Here is a 14,028-nt window from a genome sequence, read left to right as displayed (position 1 = left end):
GGTTGGGTGGGACTCAAAGGGGCAGTCGCAAGGGCAGCTTAGGCGACGCTAAGCACCGCAGTGAAGGAGCGACAGCGACTGAACGAGGCGCGCAGCGAGCGTAAGCTGCCCTTGCGACTGGGGCTTTGGAAGTCTTCACCGCAAATACACCGATCACTCATGAATATCCGACAGCACCACCATTATCCGACTTATAAACAACCACTCCACTACCGTACGAGACTCACTCCTGCTCCCGATCAAGAAGCACTCTTCAGCGACCAGCCGTTTCATGCGAGAATCTGCTCGAAGAACGACTTCAACAGAGTCAAAAAACGGACATCGGGCGCCCGCGTCGCGCTACTCGTCGGCGACCGACTCGACGACCTCGACGCTCCCGGTGAGCTGCCGGTGGACGTACGGGATGTCGATGCCGGCCTCGTCGAACGCCTCCTTGACTTCGGTGACGTACTCGGAGCGCACGCGGACGAAGTCGCCGCGGTCGGGCTCCGCGATCCACCAGCGGCACTGGAGCCCCACGTCGGAGTCGCCGAGGCTCACGAGCCGGACCGAGGGCGCGGGGTCGTCGAGGATCTCCTCGTGGGCCTCCGCCTTCTCGACGATGATGTCGGTGGCCTGCGAGATGTCGTCGTCGTAGCCGATGCCGAAGACGAACTTCTGGCGGAGCGTCTCGTAGGCGACCGGGTTCGTGACGGCGTTGTTCGCGAGGTCGCCGTTCGGCACGGTGATCCGCTCGTTGTCGAAGGTGCGGACGCGGGAGACCCGCAGGTCGATGTCCTCGACGCGGCCCGCGTTCCCGTCCCACTCGATCCAGTCGCCGACCTCGAACGGCTTGTCCTTCAGGATGAAGATCCCGGCGACGAAGTTGCCGAGGAGGTCCTGCGCGGCGAAGCCGATCGCGAGCGCGATGGCGCCGCCGAAGACGGCGAACGCCGAGAGGAACGCCCCGTAGCCGGCGACGGTGAACCCGATCGCGATCGCCGCGACCCACACGACCGCGTTGGCGACGCTCGTCCCGAGGCTCCGGACCGCGTCGTCGAACCCCCGCGAGCCGAGTATCCGGCGCACCGCCGGAACGAACGCGTACTTCCCGAACAACAACACGGCGAGGAAACCGAGGACGAAACCGACCACCGCCGTCCCGATGCCGACGAGGTCGACCGCGTTCGCGATCGCGTCGAGCTGTAGGAGTACCATCGTCACCCCATTCGGATGGGTATTTAAAGAAGCTACTGGCAGCGCAGTTGTTTATGCCGGGTCGGTCGTCCCCTCAGTCCCCGCGCGCCGGCCGCGGGTCGAGCGGTCCGTCCCCCCGCGCGACGCCGCGGAGCCGCCGCCCGTGCGGGTCGTCCTCGCGGATCCGATCGCGGACCGCCGGCGGGATCCAGGCGTCGCGGTCCGTCGGCGCCGGGGCGGGATCGACGCCATTCGGCCTGAGGCCGTCAGGGAGGTACCGCGCGTAGGTCGGGAGGCGCTCGCGAAGCGGCATCCCGCCGGCGTCGGCGACCGCCCGGAGGCCGTCGAGGTCGGGCCACGCGTAGTCCGGATTGACGTAGTCGTCCGTGACAGGCGAGACGCCGCCGAGGTCGTCGATCCCGCAGTCGACGAGATCGGCCGCGGGCGAGAGGTTCGGGGGGACCTGCACCGACACCGCCGGCGGGAGCGCGGCCCGCGCCATCGCGACGACCCGGCGCATCGTCGCCAGGTCGGGCTTCGCGAAGTCCGAGCGCTCGTTCGGGACGACGTTCTGGACGATCACCTCCTGGACGTGGCCGTGTCGCTCGTGGAGCTCGCGGATCGCGAGCAGGCTCTCCGCGCGGTCGCGCCAGCCCTCGCCGATGCCGACTAAGATTCCGGTGGTGAACGGCACCCCCTGCCGGCCCGCGGCCCTGATGGTGTTGAGGCGCTGACCGGGGGTCTTCCGGCGGCCGCCGCTGTGCGCGTCGACGTCGGCGGTGGTCTCCAGCATGACGCCCATCGAGGCGTTCACCTCGCGGAGGGCGGCGAACTGCGACTCGGTGAGGTCGCCCGGGTTCGAGTGCGGGAGCAGCCCCTCCTCCAAGGCAATCTCGCAGGCCCGGTAGAGGTAGTCGTGGATCGAGTCGTACCCCCACTCGTCGAGCTGGTCGTGGACCGCGGTGTACCGGTCGTCCGGCTCGTCGCCGAAGGTGAAAAGCGCCTCCGTGCACCCGGCGTCGGCGCCCACGCGACAGCGCTCGCGCACCTCCTCGGGAGACAGCAGCGACGCCTCGCCGGGCACGTCGTAGTAGGTGCAGTAGGTGCAGGTGTACCGGCAGGCGGTCGTCAGCGGGACGAACACGTTCCGGGCGAAGGTGAGCCGGTCGGCGGGATCGACGTCGTCCGGCGCGACCGAGAGCAGCCGCTCGACCCGTTCGGGGTCGGGCTCGATCTCGATCCCGTACTCGTCGGCGGCCGCGAACACGTTCGTCCCTCCGCGGTCCGGACTCAAAAAGGATCGCGGTCGCGGATCCGGTTGGGCTGCTCGCTCAGGGCCGTCGCCGCCTCCCCGTCCCGCCTCACTCCCGCTCGACGCCGACCCGCCCGTCGGTCGTATCGAGCGCGAAGCCGGCGTCGCGGAGCCACCGCGACGCCCGCTTCTCTCCACCGTCGCTCCCGCCGTCGGCAGCGTTCGCCTCGGCGTGGATCAGCAGCTCCGCGAGGTCGGCCGGTTCGTCGATGTCGGTCGCGAGCCGATGAGAGTCCACCACCGCGACACCCGCGCCGATCTCGGCGGCGATCCGGCGGTGATCGAGGTAGGAGGCGCCGTGGTAGTCGACCCGGAACTCCGGGTGGGAGGCGACGAACGCGTTCGTGCCGCCGCCGCGGCCGGGGGCGAGCGCCAGGTCGGCCTCGCGGCCGGCCGCGAACAGCTCCCGCAGGGCGTCCGGCGTCGCGAGCGCGAGGTCGGCCATGACGACCGCGACGCGCTCGGCGGCGTCGCCGTCGGCTCCGCCGCCTTTGAGCCGCGCGTCAAGCGCCCCGTTGACCGCCTCCGTCAGGGGGCGGTCGTCGACCGTCACCGGACAGGGGAGGTCGGCGTCGACCGTGCCGGTCGCCAACACCCGCGGCTCGCCGCCGGCCTCGTCGATCGCGTCGAGCACGTCGCGGAGCGCCGCGAGCGCGAACGCGGCGCGCTCGTCGGGCGCGAGGACCGCGGAGAGTCGCGACTTGGGGCGGTCGGTCGAAAACGGGACGAGGACCTCCATCGGGAGGGTCGCCTCAGAACAGCGATTCGAGTTCGTCGCCGTCGTCGCTGACGAGGTCGTCGAGGTTCTCGTCGCTCTCCTCGCGGATCTCGTCTAAGTTGTCCTGCGCCTCGATGGCGACCTGCTGGAGCTCCTTGATCCGCGGGACGTTCGTGACGCCCGCGAGCAGGATGACGGTCGCGACGAAGCCGGCGCCGCGGTACGGGTAGTCGCCGCCGCGGACCTCCATCGAGCCGGTCTGCTCTTCGAGCCACTTCCGGCCGCGCTCGATACCTTTCCGGTTGAGGTACTCCGGCGGGCCGGCGAGCACGAGCAGCGCGCGCTCCGCGCCCTCGATCTCACAGGGGAGCGTGAGCCGCCCCAGCGCCGCTTTGCGCACGAGGCTGGTGATCCGGTTCGTGGTGTGGGCGCTGTCGAGCTCGTCCCCGCCGTTGTCGTCGCGGAGCCGCGAGAGCAGCCCACCGGAGGTGCGCTCCTCGACCTCCTCCTCGGCGTAGCCGACGGTGGAGACGCCGCCGCCGGAGAGCGTGTTGATGATCTCCGAGGAGTCGACGACGCTCTCGGCGATTTCTTGGCCCTGCTGGATCTCGCCGGCGCCGAAGAGGATGCCGAACCGCCGGACGATCTCCTCGTTGATCTCCTCGTAGCCGCCCTGCACGGACTCGCCCGTCTTCCGCCAGGCGTCGTTGTCGAACACCATCAGGTTGTCCACCTCGCGGACGAACGTCTGGAACGAGCGGGCCGCGTTGAGGGTGTAGATGCCCCCCTCGTCGCTGCCCGGCAGGATGCCGAGCCCGTAGACGGGCTCGGTGTAGATGCGCTTGAGGTGTTTCGCGAGCACCGGCGCGCCGCCGGAGCCGGTCCCGCCGCCGAGCCCGGCGACGACGAGGAACGCGTCGACCTCGTGGACCGGGATCGAGTCGATGGCGCCCTGCACCTCGTCGATGTCCTCCTCGGCGATCTCCGCGCCGAGCTCGTTGTCGGCGCCGACCCCGTGGCCCTTCACGCGCGACTGGCCGATGAGCACGCGCTGGTCCTCGGCGATGTGCTCGAGGCCCATCAGGTCGGCCTTGGCCGTGTTGACGGCCGCGGCCGCCCGGACGATCTCCGAGCCCGTGCGCTTGTCGTACTCAAGGAATTTGTCGACGACTTTCCCCCCCGCCTGTCCGAATCCGATCATTGCAAGTTTCATCGTGTGCTCCCTCCGCGTTTGAAATGAACAGAACGTGATCGCGTATTTAAACCTTCGGTTGCCGTTATTGCCCGTGATATTCGGCTCGTTGACACGAACCCGCCCGCCGCGTCCGGCTCGGCGGCGACGCGGCGGCGCAGTCCCCCGAATTGCGGCCGATTCCCCGCCATCACGCCACCCCGAGGTAGTTTCCGAGGGTGGTCAGTTCGGCGGGGTCGACGCCGAACGCCGCGACGTCGTTGTCGGCGGTCGTGTTGTCGAACTGCAACGACCGGTACTGGTCGGGCCCCATCGGGAACCCGGGGACGGCGCCGAGCACGCTGAGCCCGATCCGGGCGAGCGGCATCGGGAGGGGGACGATCGTGACCCCCTTCTTCTCGGCTTCGTACACGAGGTCCGTCACGTCGCGCAGGGTCAGGACCTCCGGGCCCCCGACCTCGTACGTCTCGCCGACGTGCTCGTCGTCTTCGAGCGCCGCGACCAGCATCGGGACGAGGTCCTCGACGTGGATCGGCTGGAACCGCGTCTTCCCGCCGCCGGGGAGCGGGTACAGCGGCACGCCCGGCGCGAACATCCCCTTCAGTCGCTTGGTGAAGGAGACGAACTCGCCGCCCTCGCCGAAGACGACCGAGGGGCGGAAGATCGTCCAGCCGAGGCCGCTCTCGCGGACGATCTCCTCGGCTTCCCCCTTCGCGCGGATGTACGCGGTGTCGCCGTCGGGGTCGGCTCCGAGCGCGCTCAGCTGGAGGAACCGCTCCGCCCCGGCCTCCTCGGCCGCGCGCACGAGGTTCTCGGTCCCGCCCCGGTGGATCCGGTCGTGCATGACGTTCCCGCCCTTCGGCTCGAACAGCGGCGAGAGCGCGACCAGATTCACGACGGCGTCCTGTCCCTCGACCGCCCCGGCGATCGAGTCGTAATCGGTGACGTCCCCCGTCGCGGACGCGACCCCCTCCGGCGCGTCGCTCGGCGATCGGGAGAGCGCCGTCACCTCGTGACCCCCGTCAGCGAGCGCGCGGCAGAGGTACGACCCGATGAATCCGGTTCCGCCGGCTACCAACACTTTCATGCGTCTCTCAACGGACGGAACGCCCCTAAACCTACCGCGGCGTCAGACGCGGAGATGACGCGGGCTTCCCCGGAGAAATCGGCCGCCTCAGACGCCTTCGCCCGGATCTGGGACCGTCATCACGGGTACCGGCGACGTCCGGACGGTGCGCTCGGCGACGCTCCCGAGCAGGTACCGCTCGACGCCGGTCCGGCCCTGCGTCCCCATGACCACGAGGTCGACGTCGTTCTCGTCGACGTACGCCCGGATCCCGCGCGCCGCGGACGATCCGACCTCGACCGCCTCCACCGTCTCGACGCCAGCCTCCCGCACCGTCGCCGCGGCCGCCGCGACCGTCTCCTCGGTGTCCTCGACCAGCGCGTCGATTCCGGCGTACCCCTCGATCCCGACGCTGCCCACGTCGACGACGGAGAGGACGTGGACCGTCGCGCCCGCGTGCTCGGCGAGCGCCAGCGCCCGGTCGAGGGCGTCGCCGGCGCGCTCGCTCCCGTCGGTCGGCACGAGGACGCTCCGGTAGGGGTACCGCACCGTCTCGCCGTCGGGGCGGACGCTGAGCACCGGCACCGTCGACTCGCGGACGACGCGCTCGGTCGTGCTCCCGAGGAGCAGGCGGTCGAGCCCCGTCCGGCCGCGGGTCGGCATCGCGACGAGGTCCATCCCGTACTCCCCGGCGTACGCGGCGATCGTCTCGGCGACGCCTCCCTGTAACACCTCGGTCACCGTCTCGACGCCCCGCTCCGCGGCGCGGTCCGCCGCCGCCGCGACGATCTCCTCGCCCTCGCGTTCGAGCACGTCGACGACCTCGCCGCCGATCCGCGTGACGCTGTCGTGGGTCGTGTCGGCGACGTTGAGGACGTGGACCGTCGCGCCGTGGTCGACGGCCAGATCGAGGACGTGATCGAACGCGGCGCTCGCTCCCTCGCCGCCGTCGGTCGGGAACAGGATCCGGTCGAACATACGCCCACCCTCGCGGCGTGCGGGTAAAAAGGGCCGCGGCGGTTCGTGGGGACGGGGACACAGGCGGCTCGCGGGAACGGAGGAGCGCCGCGCGTCAGGCGTCGTTCGTCTCGTCGCCCGCGTCGATACCGTCGCTCGCTTCGCCGTTGTCGTCCGTCTCATCGCTCGCTTCGCCGTTGTCGTCCGTCTCATCGCTCGCTTCGTCGCCGTCGCCCGCGCCGACGGCCTCCTCGATCCGGATCGTCGAGATCCGCGCCCCGTCGACGGCCGTGACCTCGAAGCCGTACTCGCCGGCCGAGACGGTGTCTCCGGGGCTCGGGGTGCGGCCGAGCCGGTCGAGCACGAGTCCGCCGAGCGTCTCGAACCCGTCGCCGTCGAAGTCGGTGCCCAGCGCGTCGTTGACGACGGACAGCGACACCGACCCGTCGGCCTCGTGAGTCCCCTCGCCGGCCTTCCGGATCGCGTGCTCGGCGCTCTCGGCGTCGAACTCGTCGCGGAGGTCGCCGACGAGCGTCTCGATCGCGTCCTCGACGGTGGCGATCCCCTCGAAGGCGCCCCACTCGTCGACGACCGCGGCCATCTGTCGGCGCTCGTCGCGGAACTGCACGAGGAGGTCGCTGAGCGACGTGGTCTCGGGGACGACCACGAGGTCGCGCGCGAGGTCGGCGGCGGTGACCGACTCCTCGCCCGCCTCGCCCGCGCGGAGCACGTCCTTCACGTCGACGAAGCCGACCACTCGGTCCGCGTCGTCGTCGGACACCACCGGATACCGGGTGTGGCCCGCCTCCAGCACGGTCGCGCGGATCGCGGCGAGGTCGGCGTCGGCCGGGATGCTCGTCACGTCCGGCCGAGGGACCATCGCCTCGCGGACCACCGTGTCGTCGAGGTCGAAGACGGCGTTGACCATCTCGACCTCGGCATCGTCGACGTGGCCGGCCTCGCCGGAGCGCGCGAGCACGCGGCGGATCTCCCGCTCCTCCATCGTCTCGTCCGTCTCCGAGGCCGGCGGGACGCCGAGCATGCGCGTGAAGGCGTTGGCCGCCCCGTTGAACACGACGATGCCGGGCGAGAACAGGTAGTAGGAGAGCTTCATCGGCGGCGCCAACAGCATCGCGACCCGCTCCGCCTGCGCGATGGCGATCGTCTTCGGCGCCAGCTCCCCAAAGACGACGTGGAGGAACGTGATGACGCTGAACCCGATCGCGAACGCGACGAGGTGGACGAGGTTCGCGGGCAGCAGGGGACCCAGCACCGGCTCGATCAGCGCCGCGACCGCGGGCTCGCCGATCCACCCGAGCCCGAGCGACGCGATCGTGATCCCGAGCTGCGTCGCCGCGAGGTAGTCGTCGAGGCTCCCCATCACGTCCTGGAGCGCCCCCGAGCCCGGGCGCCCCTCCGCGGCCAGCTGCTCGACCGACGTGGAGCGGACGCGCACGAACGCGAACTCGGAGGCGACGAAGAAGCCGTTCAACACGACTAACACGAGCGCCGCGACCACCCGCGTGACGGAGATCGCGACGTCTACCATCGATGCCTCCGCGGCGCGCGACCGTGACGGGTGTAGCCGATGTGGCGGATGTGGCGGACGTGACGTGTATCGGCGACCATGCCGGCGGTTCCATCCGGAGCCACTAAAAAGGGGTCCGTCGGACTCCGCGCCGCCGAGCGCGTCCGTCGGAACGGGCGGCCGCCGAGAGGCGTCCGTCGAAACCCGCGCCGTTTATTCCTCGCCGCGCCGGAGCGCGACCATGCTGATCACGCTGGAGGGGCTCGACGGAAGCGGGAAGACCACCGTCTGGGAGGCGCTCCACGACGTGTACCCCGACGCGATGTTCACCCGCGAGCCCACCGACAGCTGGTACGGGGAGGCGGTCGACCGGTCGATCGCGGCCGACGACGCTGACCCCCTCGCGGAGCTGTTCCTGTTGACGGCCGACCACGCCGACCACCTCTCGGGGACGATCGCGCCCGCGCTCGCCGACGGCGGGCTCGTGATCTCCGACCGGTACTCCGACTCCCGGTTCGCGTATCAGGCGGCGACGCTCGCGGCCAGCGACGTCGAGATCGACCGCCCGCTGGAGTACATCAAGGGGATCCACGCCGCCTTCTCGCGGCCGCCGGACGCGACGATCTACCTCGACCTGGGCGCGCGCGAGGCCGCCGAGCGCGCGGGCCGGACGAACAAGTTCGAACAGGACGGCTACCTCGCCGCAGTCCGGGAGAACTACGAGCGACTGATCGACGCGGAGCCGGACCGGTTCGTCCGCGTCGACGCCTCGCGGTCGCCGGAGGCGGTCATCGCGCGGGTGGAGGAGGTCCTCGCGGAGCTGGTGGACGAGTAGGACGCTGCGTCCGCGTTAGCTCGTGTCCGGCAGCTCCACGTCGTCCGGGGAGGGCACGTAGAGGTAGTCGATCGCCGCGCCGAGCACCAGCGGGAGCGCGACGAGCAGCGCGACGACCAGCGTCGGGCTGCCGAGGTTGACTCCGGCGCCGACGTTGAGGACGCCGGTGAACACCAGCATCGAGAGCAGCAGCAGCATCGGGGTCAACACGAGGGTGTACACGACCGACCCCCACGAGGTGTTCAGCCGGAGCCGGAAGAATCGGGTCGCCACCCCGGCGATAAGCGTGTGGAAGGCCACGAGGGCGACGAGGCTGACGAACCCGAACAGCGCGAGCATACCCGGTCTAGGGGCTCCCGGCATTTGCCCCTATCGGCCTAGAGCCCGCCGCCGTTCCCCTGCTGGCGCGCCGCCGAGAGCAGCCCGTCGACGGGCTCCGTGTACTCGTAGCCGGGGATGACGCCCTGCACGTACGTCCCCTCGACGAAGTCGATCAGGGACCCGGCGTCGTCGACGCCGCGCCGCTCGTTGCTGTCGGTCAGCTCGAACGCGACCGCGATCTCGTCGTCGCCGATCGACACGGTCGGGTCGAACGCGCGGTCGCCGCGGGTGACCCCGCCCACGTCGACGACGCGGAGCTCGAACGTCTCGATCCATCCCTCCTCGACCACGTCGGCGACCTCGTCGGCCGTCGTCGCGGAGAGGGTCGGCACCCGGACGGTGACGGAAAAGCGGATCCGGCCGTCCGCCGCCGGCTCGGCGCGCACCTCTGCGTCGAAGGGGGTCGTCTCCGCGGTCCAGAGCCCGTCGCCGGCGGGCTCGAAGGAGCCGTGGTCCGCGAACGCGCGGCGGACGCGGCCGGGGAGTTCGTCGTCGGCCGCGCGCTCGCCCGCGGCCTCGGTCTCGGCGTCGATGTCGCTCTCGCGTTCGCCCATACCGGATCGGTGGCGCCACGCGAGTAAAAGCGCGTTGTGTCGCGTTCGACGACCGCTCGCGCCCGGAGCGGTCGCCGCGGTCCCGTCACCGGTAGTGGCACGCAGAGCCGATACTGGTGCGCCTTTGTATCCGGACCGCCGATGGGACGTATGGCAGAGCAGTTCCGCTCGACCGACGCGCTGATCGACGCGCTCGCGGACGTCTCCTTCGACCGACCGCCGGCGCTCGTCAGCAACGCACACGTGACCGGACTCGGCGTCGCCCGCGCGCTCGACGCCCACGACGTGCCCGTGATCGCGCTCGACCGCCCCAGCGACGACGTTGGGGGCGGGGAGGCCGGCGGGGGCGGCCGGACCAGCGGGGGCGGTCGGGCCGGCGCCGACGGAACCCGTCGCCACGACGGGCTCGCACCCCCCTCGGACGCGGTCGACTTCGCGGGCGCGGTGACGTACCCGCTCGACGACCTCGACGGGTTCCGCGAGGACGTGGAGGCGGTCGTCGACGCGATCGGCCGCGAGGCGGTCGCGTTCGGCTGTATGGACGAGTGGGCGCTGGCGTACGCGCGGGCCGATCCCGAGGGCGTCCGGCTCCCGTTCGCCGGGATCGACACGCTCGACGACGTGTTGAACAAGTCGGAGCTGTACGCGACCTGCGAGGCGCTCGGCGTGCCGTATCCCGAGACGTACCGGCTCGCGGAGACGGCGGACGCGGCGACGGGAACCCCTGACGCCGACGCCACCCTCGACGAGGCCGCCGAGGCGCTGGGGTTCCCGCTCGTGGTGAAGCCCGAGCTCAAACGGGACTTCGAGGAGGCGTTCGGCACCAACGTGTTGGAGGTCGCCGACCGCGAGGAGTTCGCGGACGCGGTCGCGGCCGCAGAGGAGGAGGGGATCGCCGTGATGGCCCAGAAGCGCGTCGACATCGCGACCGGCCGGGACCACTCGCTCGCGTCGTACGTCCCGCCATCGGGCGTCGAGGACGCCCTCGGAGTCGTCGGCAACGCCGCGGTGCGATACCCCCAGCAGTTCGGCACTTCGTGTCTGGTGGAGACGGCCGACGAGCCCGACATCGAGGCGCGCGCGCTCGCCGTGCTCGACGACGCCGGCTACCACGGGATCAGCGAGGCGGAGTTCGTGTACGACGACGACCGCGGGGAGTTCCTCTTGCTCGACGTCAACACCCGGCCGTGGAAGTGGATCGGGATGCCGGTCGCCGCGGGCGCGAACCTCCCGATGGCGGCGTACGCCGCCGTCACCGACGCCGAGTACGAGTCGCCGGGGATCGAGCCGACGCGGTGGGTGTACCTCCGCGACTACCTCTCCCTGCTCGCCGGCGACGACGCGTTCTGGGACCAGCTGTCGGCCGCCGACTGGCGGCGGCTCGTCGCCGGCGACTTCGAGCGCGAGGGGGACCTGACCACCGGCGTCTACCGCCCCTCCGACCCCGCGCCCGCCGCGAAGCTGCTGGAGACGGAGTTCGTCGACCGCGACTACTACTGCGCCTGCTGAGACGGTCGATAGCGGGAATACGTGAATCAGTGAGACGAAGTGGTTGTTTATGAGTGATCGAGTGGTGTTGCTGGCGGCTGTTTCTCCGTGATTGGCGGCTCTGCGGTGAACACTTCTAAACCCCCAGCCGCTCGCTTATAAGCGGTTGTCTACGGATCGACGGTGAAGCCCTCCAAAGCCCCAGTCGCTGAGGCCGGCGCACGCTCACTGCGCTCCTCGTCACTCGCTTCGCTCGTTCCTGCGGTGCTTACGTCGCCTGCGCCGGCCTCAGCGACTGCCCCTTTGAGTCCCACCCCGCACCGCACAGCACCCGCACCTCACGCCTCCCCAACCTCGTCGCCGGACTACGTCCGGCTTCCAGAGGCGCTTTGCGCCTCGCTGCCGCTCGCTTCGCTCGCGGCGTCCCTCGCGCGTGCTGCTCGGCCGCGAGGCGGCCTCGCAGGCACGCGCCGACCGCATCACACTTTATAAGTGATTGTCGCCGACGCTCACACCTTTTTAAATACCGTACTCCCGCAATCGATCATCGCTGTGTTCGTCTTGACCGGACTGAGACGGACCGAATTACCAGATATCCGCGTCGAAAAGGTCGTTCCGCGGGGTTCAGTCGTGCGAGTGGCTGTGCGCGCCGTGGTCGTGGGCGGCCTCGTCGTTCTCGTCGTGGGTGTGGTCCTGTCCGTCGGGGTCGGTCTCGCCGAGCACCTCCGCGCCCTCGCCGTCGATCATGTCCATATTCTTGAGGTTGTCCCGCTCCTCGAAGTCCTCGACGGCCTCCATCACGTCCTCTTGGGTGATCGTCATCCGGTCCTCCGTGAGCGCGCCGAGGACGGCCTCGCGGAGCACCATCCGGAGGTCAGAGCCCGTGAGCCCGGTCGTTCGGTCGGCGACCTCCTCGGGGTCGAAGTCGGCGATCTGCATCTCGCGGGTCACCACACGGAGGATGTCCGCGCGCATGTCGCGATCCGGCTTGGGGAAGTTGACGATCTCGTCGAACCGGCGCCACGCGGCGGCGTCGAGCTGGTCCGGGTGGTTGGTCGCGCCGATGAGGAGCACCTCGTCGCGCACGAGCGACACCTCGTCGATCGACTTCAGCAGGGTGTTGACCGCGCGCTTCAGGGCGGCGTGCTCGTCGGAGCGCCGCGTCTTCGCCACCGAGTCGAACTCGTCGATGAAGAGGATACACGGCGAGAGCCGCTTGGCGACCTCGAACGTCTTCTCCACGTTCTTGGCCGTCTCGCCGAGGTACTGGCTCGTGATCATCGACATCTTCACCTCGACGAGGGGAATGCCGAGCTCGTGGGCGAGCGCCCGCGAGACGGTCGTCTTCCCGGTCCCCGGCGGCCCGACGAACAGGAGCTTCCCGATCTCGCGGAGCCCGATGCTCGCGAGGTACTCGCGGTGTTCGATCGCCTTGACGATCTTCTGGATCTCGCCCTCCTGGTCGCCGGTGAGCACGAGGTCGGCGAGCGTCGTCTCGATCTCCTCGGGGGCCTGGACGTTGACGAGGTCGAGCATCTCGCCGTCCTCGTCCTCGTCGAAGTACTCCTCCAGCAAGGCGTCGATCCAGACGCGGTCGGCCTGGATCGGCCGGACGTTGTCGCGCGCCGCCTCGTGGGTCACGGGCGCGTCGAGGTCCTCGGCCAGTTCGAGCGCGGCGACGATCGTCGGGTTCTGGGCGATCCGGTCGTCGGCGGCGTGGTCGCGGTACCACTCCAGCGCCATCGCTGGCTGCGTCAGCGAGATCTCGCCGGAGAACTCCGTCCGCTGGGTGAAGAGCAGGTCGGAGACCGCCTCCCACGGGTGGTCGACTCCCGTCGCGGTGCGGGTCGTCTCGCTCGTCGCCTTGAGCGGCCGCTCGACGCCGCCCGGTGCGTCGTCGGCGGCGTCGTCGGACCAGAACACCTGCCGGAAGCGCGGGGGCAGGTCGTTCTCGTCGAGGTCGCGGTTCTCGGTGTAGAGGTGCGTCGTCAACACGAACTCGACGACGTCGAGCGCCGGGTCACTCATCCGCGCGACGTAGCCGCGGGAGGCGGTTAAGCGCGTCGAACCGCGGCGGCGACCGCCGGCGACGGGGGCGCCGACGCGCCGCCACGCCGCCGAGACGCCGCTCCGACGCCCGGGCGACGTATCGAACGCTTATTAGCCCTGGTGATCGACCTACCTCGCATGAGCTCCGAGGACGCGGCCGCGACCGGCGACGCCGCCGGTCAGGCCGCCACCGACGCGGACCACGAGAACGCGCTCCAGGACGTGATCGCCGTCGATCCCGACGACGTCGAGCAGGGGACGGTGAACCGCCTCGACGCCCACACCGGCGACGGGATCCGCCACCGGGCGTTCACCTGCCTCGTGTACGACACCGACGGCCGGATCCTGCTGGCGCAGCGCGCGCCCACCAAGCGGCTCTGGGACGCCCACTGGGACGGGACGGTCGCCTCCCACCCGGTCGAAGGGCAGTCACAGGAGGACGCGACCGAACAGCGCTTAGAAGAGGAGCTGGGGATCACCCCCGACCAGTACGACGACCTCCGGGTGACGGACAAGTTCGAGTACAAGCGCTACTACCCCAACGAGGGCGTCGAGTGGGAGGTCTGCTCGGTGCTGAAGGTGACCCTCGACGACACCTCGCTCGACCCGGACGAAGAGGAGATCGGCGGCATGCTGTGGGTCGACTACGAGCACCTCCACGAGAACCCGTCGCTGTACCGGCAGCTCCGCCTCTGTCCGTGGTTCGAGATCGCGATGCGGCGCGACTTCTCCTGAGGAACAGGCCGCGGCGCCCCGCCGTCGAGACCGAAAC

Annotated in this window: 13 protein-coding genes; 3 read left to right on the top strand and 10 right to left on the bottom strand. The window is 70.3% G+C overall.

What is annotated here, in order from left to right; genetic code table 11:
• Window positions 1-339: 339 nt before the first annotated feature.
• The 7 genes from CK500_RS14250 to CK500_RS14220 form a co-directional block, all read right to left on the bottom strand.
• Window positions 340-1,197, bottom strand: coding sequence for a mechanosensitive ion channel family protein (locus CK500_RS14250; RefSeq protein ID WP_095637890.1), 858 nt, complete (start codon window positions 1,195-1,197; stop codon window positions 340-342).
• Between the two features lie 73 nt (window positions 1,198-1,270).
• A complete protein-coding gene (cofG, locus tag CK500_RS14245) occupies window positions 1,271-2,443 on the bottom strand; it encodes a 7,8-didemethyl-8-hydroxy-5-deazariboflavin synthase subunit CofG (RefSeq protein WP_095637889.1) in 1,173 nt (390 codons plus the stop codon).
• 94 nt (window positions 2,444-2,537) lie between these two features.
• Window positions 2,538-3,227, bottom strand: a complete 690-nt coding sequence (gene cofC, locus CK500_RS14240) for a 2-phospho-L-lactate guanylyltransferase (protein ID WP_095637888.1) — start codon at window positions 3,225-3,227, stop codon at window positions 2,538-2,540.
• Between the two features lie 13 nt (window positions 3,228-3,240).
• Window positions 3,241-4,419, bottom strand: a complete 1,179-nt coding sequence (locus tag CK500_RS14235; protein ID WP_198951575.1) for a tubulin/FtsZ family protein — start codon at window positions 4,417-4,419, stop codon at window positions 3,241-3,243.
• Window positions 4,420-4,588: 169 nt separating this feature from the next.
• Complete coding sequence (locus CK500_RS14230; RefSeq protein WP_095637886.1) at window positions 4,589-5,485, bottom strand: complex I NDUFA9 subunit family protein; 897 nt, start codon at window positions 5,483-5,485, stop codon at window positions 4,589-4,591.
• A gap of 87 nt (window positions 5,486-5,572) precedes the next feature.
• Window positions 5,573-6,442 carry a universal stress protein gene (locus tag CK500_RS14225; protein ID WP_095637885.1) on the bottom strand — a complete coding sequence of 290 codons (870 nt, stop codon included), beginning with the start codon at window positions 6,440-6,442 and terminating at the stop codon, window positions 5,573-5,575.
• A gap of 94 nt (window positions 6,443-6,536) precedes the next feature.
• Window positions 6,537-7,970, bottom strand: a complete 1,434-nt coding sequence (locus CK500_RS14220; protein ID WP_095637884.1) for a hemolysin family protein — start codon at window positions 7,968-7,970, stop codon at window positions 6,537-6,539.
• A gap of 220 nt (window positions 7,971-8,190) precedes the next feature.
• Here CK500_RS14220 and tmk point away from each other — a divergent pair, with 220 nt between their 5' ends.
• Window positions 8,191-8,784 carry a dTMP kinase gene (gene tmk, locus CK500_RS14215; protein ID WP_095637883.1) on the top strand — a complete coding sequence of 198 codons (594 nt, stop codon included), beginning with the start codon at window positions 8,191-8,193 and terminating at the stop codon, window positions 8,782-8,784.
• 15 nt (window positions 8,785-8,799) lie between these two features.
• Here tmk and CK500_RS14210 read toward each other — a convergent pair whose 3' ends face one another.
• Window positions 8,800-9,123 carry a hypothetical protein gene (locus tag CK500_RS14210; RefSeq protein WP_095637882.1) on the bottom strand — a complete coding sequence of 108 codons (324 nt, stop codon included), beginning with the start codon at window positions 9,121-9,123 and terminating at the stop codon, window positions 8,800-8,802.
• Between the two features lie 38 nt (window positions 9,124-9,161).
• Window positions 9,162-9,719, bottom strand: coding sequence for a DUF5813 family protein (locus CK500_RS14205; protein ID WP_095637881.1), 558 nt, complete (start codon window positions 9,717-9,719; stop codon window positions 9,162-9,164).
• Window positions 9,720-9,869: 150 nt separating this feature from the next.
• On the opposite strand from CK500_RS14205, the gene CK500_RS14200 reads away from it, so the two are divergent.
• A complete protein-coding gene (locus CK500_RS14200) occupies window positions 9,870-11,228 on the top strand; it encodes a carboxylate--amine ligase (RefSeq protein ID WP_095637880.1) in 1,359 nt (452 codons plus the stop codon).
• Between the two features lie 603 nt (window positions 11,229-11,831).
• Here CK500_RS14200 and CK500_RS14195 read toward each other — a convergent pair.
• On the bottom strand, window positions 11,832-13,235 hold the full coding sequence (locus CK500_RS14195) for an ATP-binding protein (protein WP_095637879.1): 1,404 nt from the start codon (window positions 13,233-13,235) through the stop codon (window positions 11,832-11,834).
• Between the two features lie 159 nt (window positions 13,236-13,394).
• On the opposite strand from CK500_RS14195, the gene CK500_RS14190 reads away from it, so the two are divergent.
• Window positions 13,395-13,991 carry an NUDIX hydrolase gene (locus CK500_RS14190; protein ID WP_095637878.1) on the top strand — a complete coding sequence of 199 codons (597 nt, stop codon included), beginning with the start codon at window positions 13,395-13,397 and terminating at the stop codon, window positions 13,989-13,991.
• Window positions 13,992-14,028 lie beyond the last annotated feature (37 nt).

It is taken from the genome of Halorubrum salipaludis, assembly GCF_002286985.1.
Taxonomy (GTDB): Archaea; Halobacteriota; Halobacteria; order Halobacteriales; family Haloferacaceae; genus Halorubrum; species Halorubrum salipaludis.
The sequence above is the reverse complement of the archived record's forward strand: the minus strand, read 5'-3'. Positions and strand labels throughout refer to the sequence as shown.

Bases quoted from the DNA above. Each gene is read 5' to 3' on its own strand.
- CK500_RS14220 (WP_095637884.1), bottom strand. From the start codon at position 7,970: ATGGTAGACGTCGCGATCTCCGTCACGCGGGTGGTCGCGGCGCTCGTG.
- CK500_RS14210 (WP_095637882.1), bottom strand. From the start codon at position 9,123: ATGCTCGCGCTGTTCGGGTTCGTCAGCCTCGTCGCCCTCGTGGCCTTC.
- tmk (WP_095637883.1), top strand. From the start codon at position 8,191: ATGCTGATCACGCTGGAGGGGCTCGACGGAAGCGGGAAGACCACCGTC.
- cofC (WP_095637888.1), bottom strand. From the start codon at position 3,227: ATGGAGGTCCTCGTCCCGTTTTCGACCGACCGCCCCAAGTCGCGACTC.
- CK500_RS14230 (WP_095637886.1), bottom strand. From the start codon at position 5,485: ATGAAAGTGTTGGTAGCCGGCGGAACCGGATTCATCGGGTCGTACCTC.
- CK500_RS14225 (WP_095637885.1), bottom strand. From the start codon at position 6,442: ATGTTCGACCGGATCCTGTTCCCGACCGACGGCGGCGAGGGAGCGAGC.
- CK500_RS14200 (WP_095637880.1), top strand. From the start codon at position 9,870: ATGGCAGAGCAGTTCCGCTCGACCGACGCGCTGATCGACGCGCTCGCG.
- CK500_RS14190 (WP_095637878.1), top strand. From the start codon at position 13,395: ATGAGCTCCGAGGACGCGGCCGCGACCGGCGACGCCGCCGGTCAGGCC.
- CK500_RS14195 (WP_095637879.1), bottom strand. From the start codon at position 13,235: ATGAGTGACCCGGCGCTCGACGTCGTCGAGTTCGTGTTGACGACGCAC.
- CK500_RS14205 (WP_095637881.1), bottom strand. From the start codon at position 9,719: ATGGGCGAACGCGAGAGCGACATCGACGCCGAGACCGAGGCCGCGGGC.
- CK500_RS14250 (WP_095637890.1), bottom strand. From the start codon at position 1,197: ATGGTACTCCTACAGCTCGACGCGATCGCGAACGCGGTCGACCTCGTC.
- CK500_RS14235 (WP_198951575.1), bottom strand. From the start codon at position 4,419: ATGAAACTTGCAATGATCGGATTCGGACAGGCGGGGGGGAAAGTCGTC.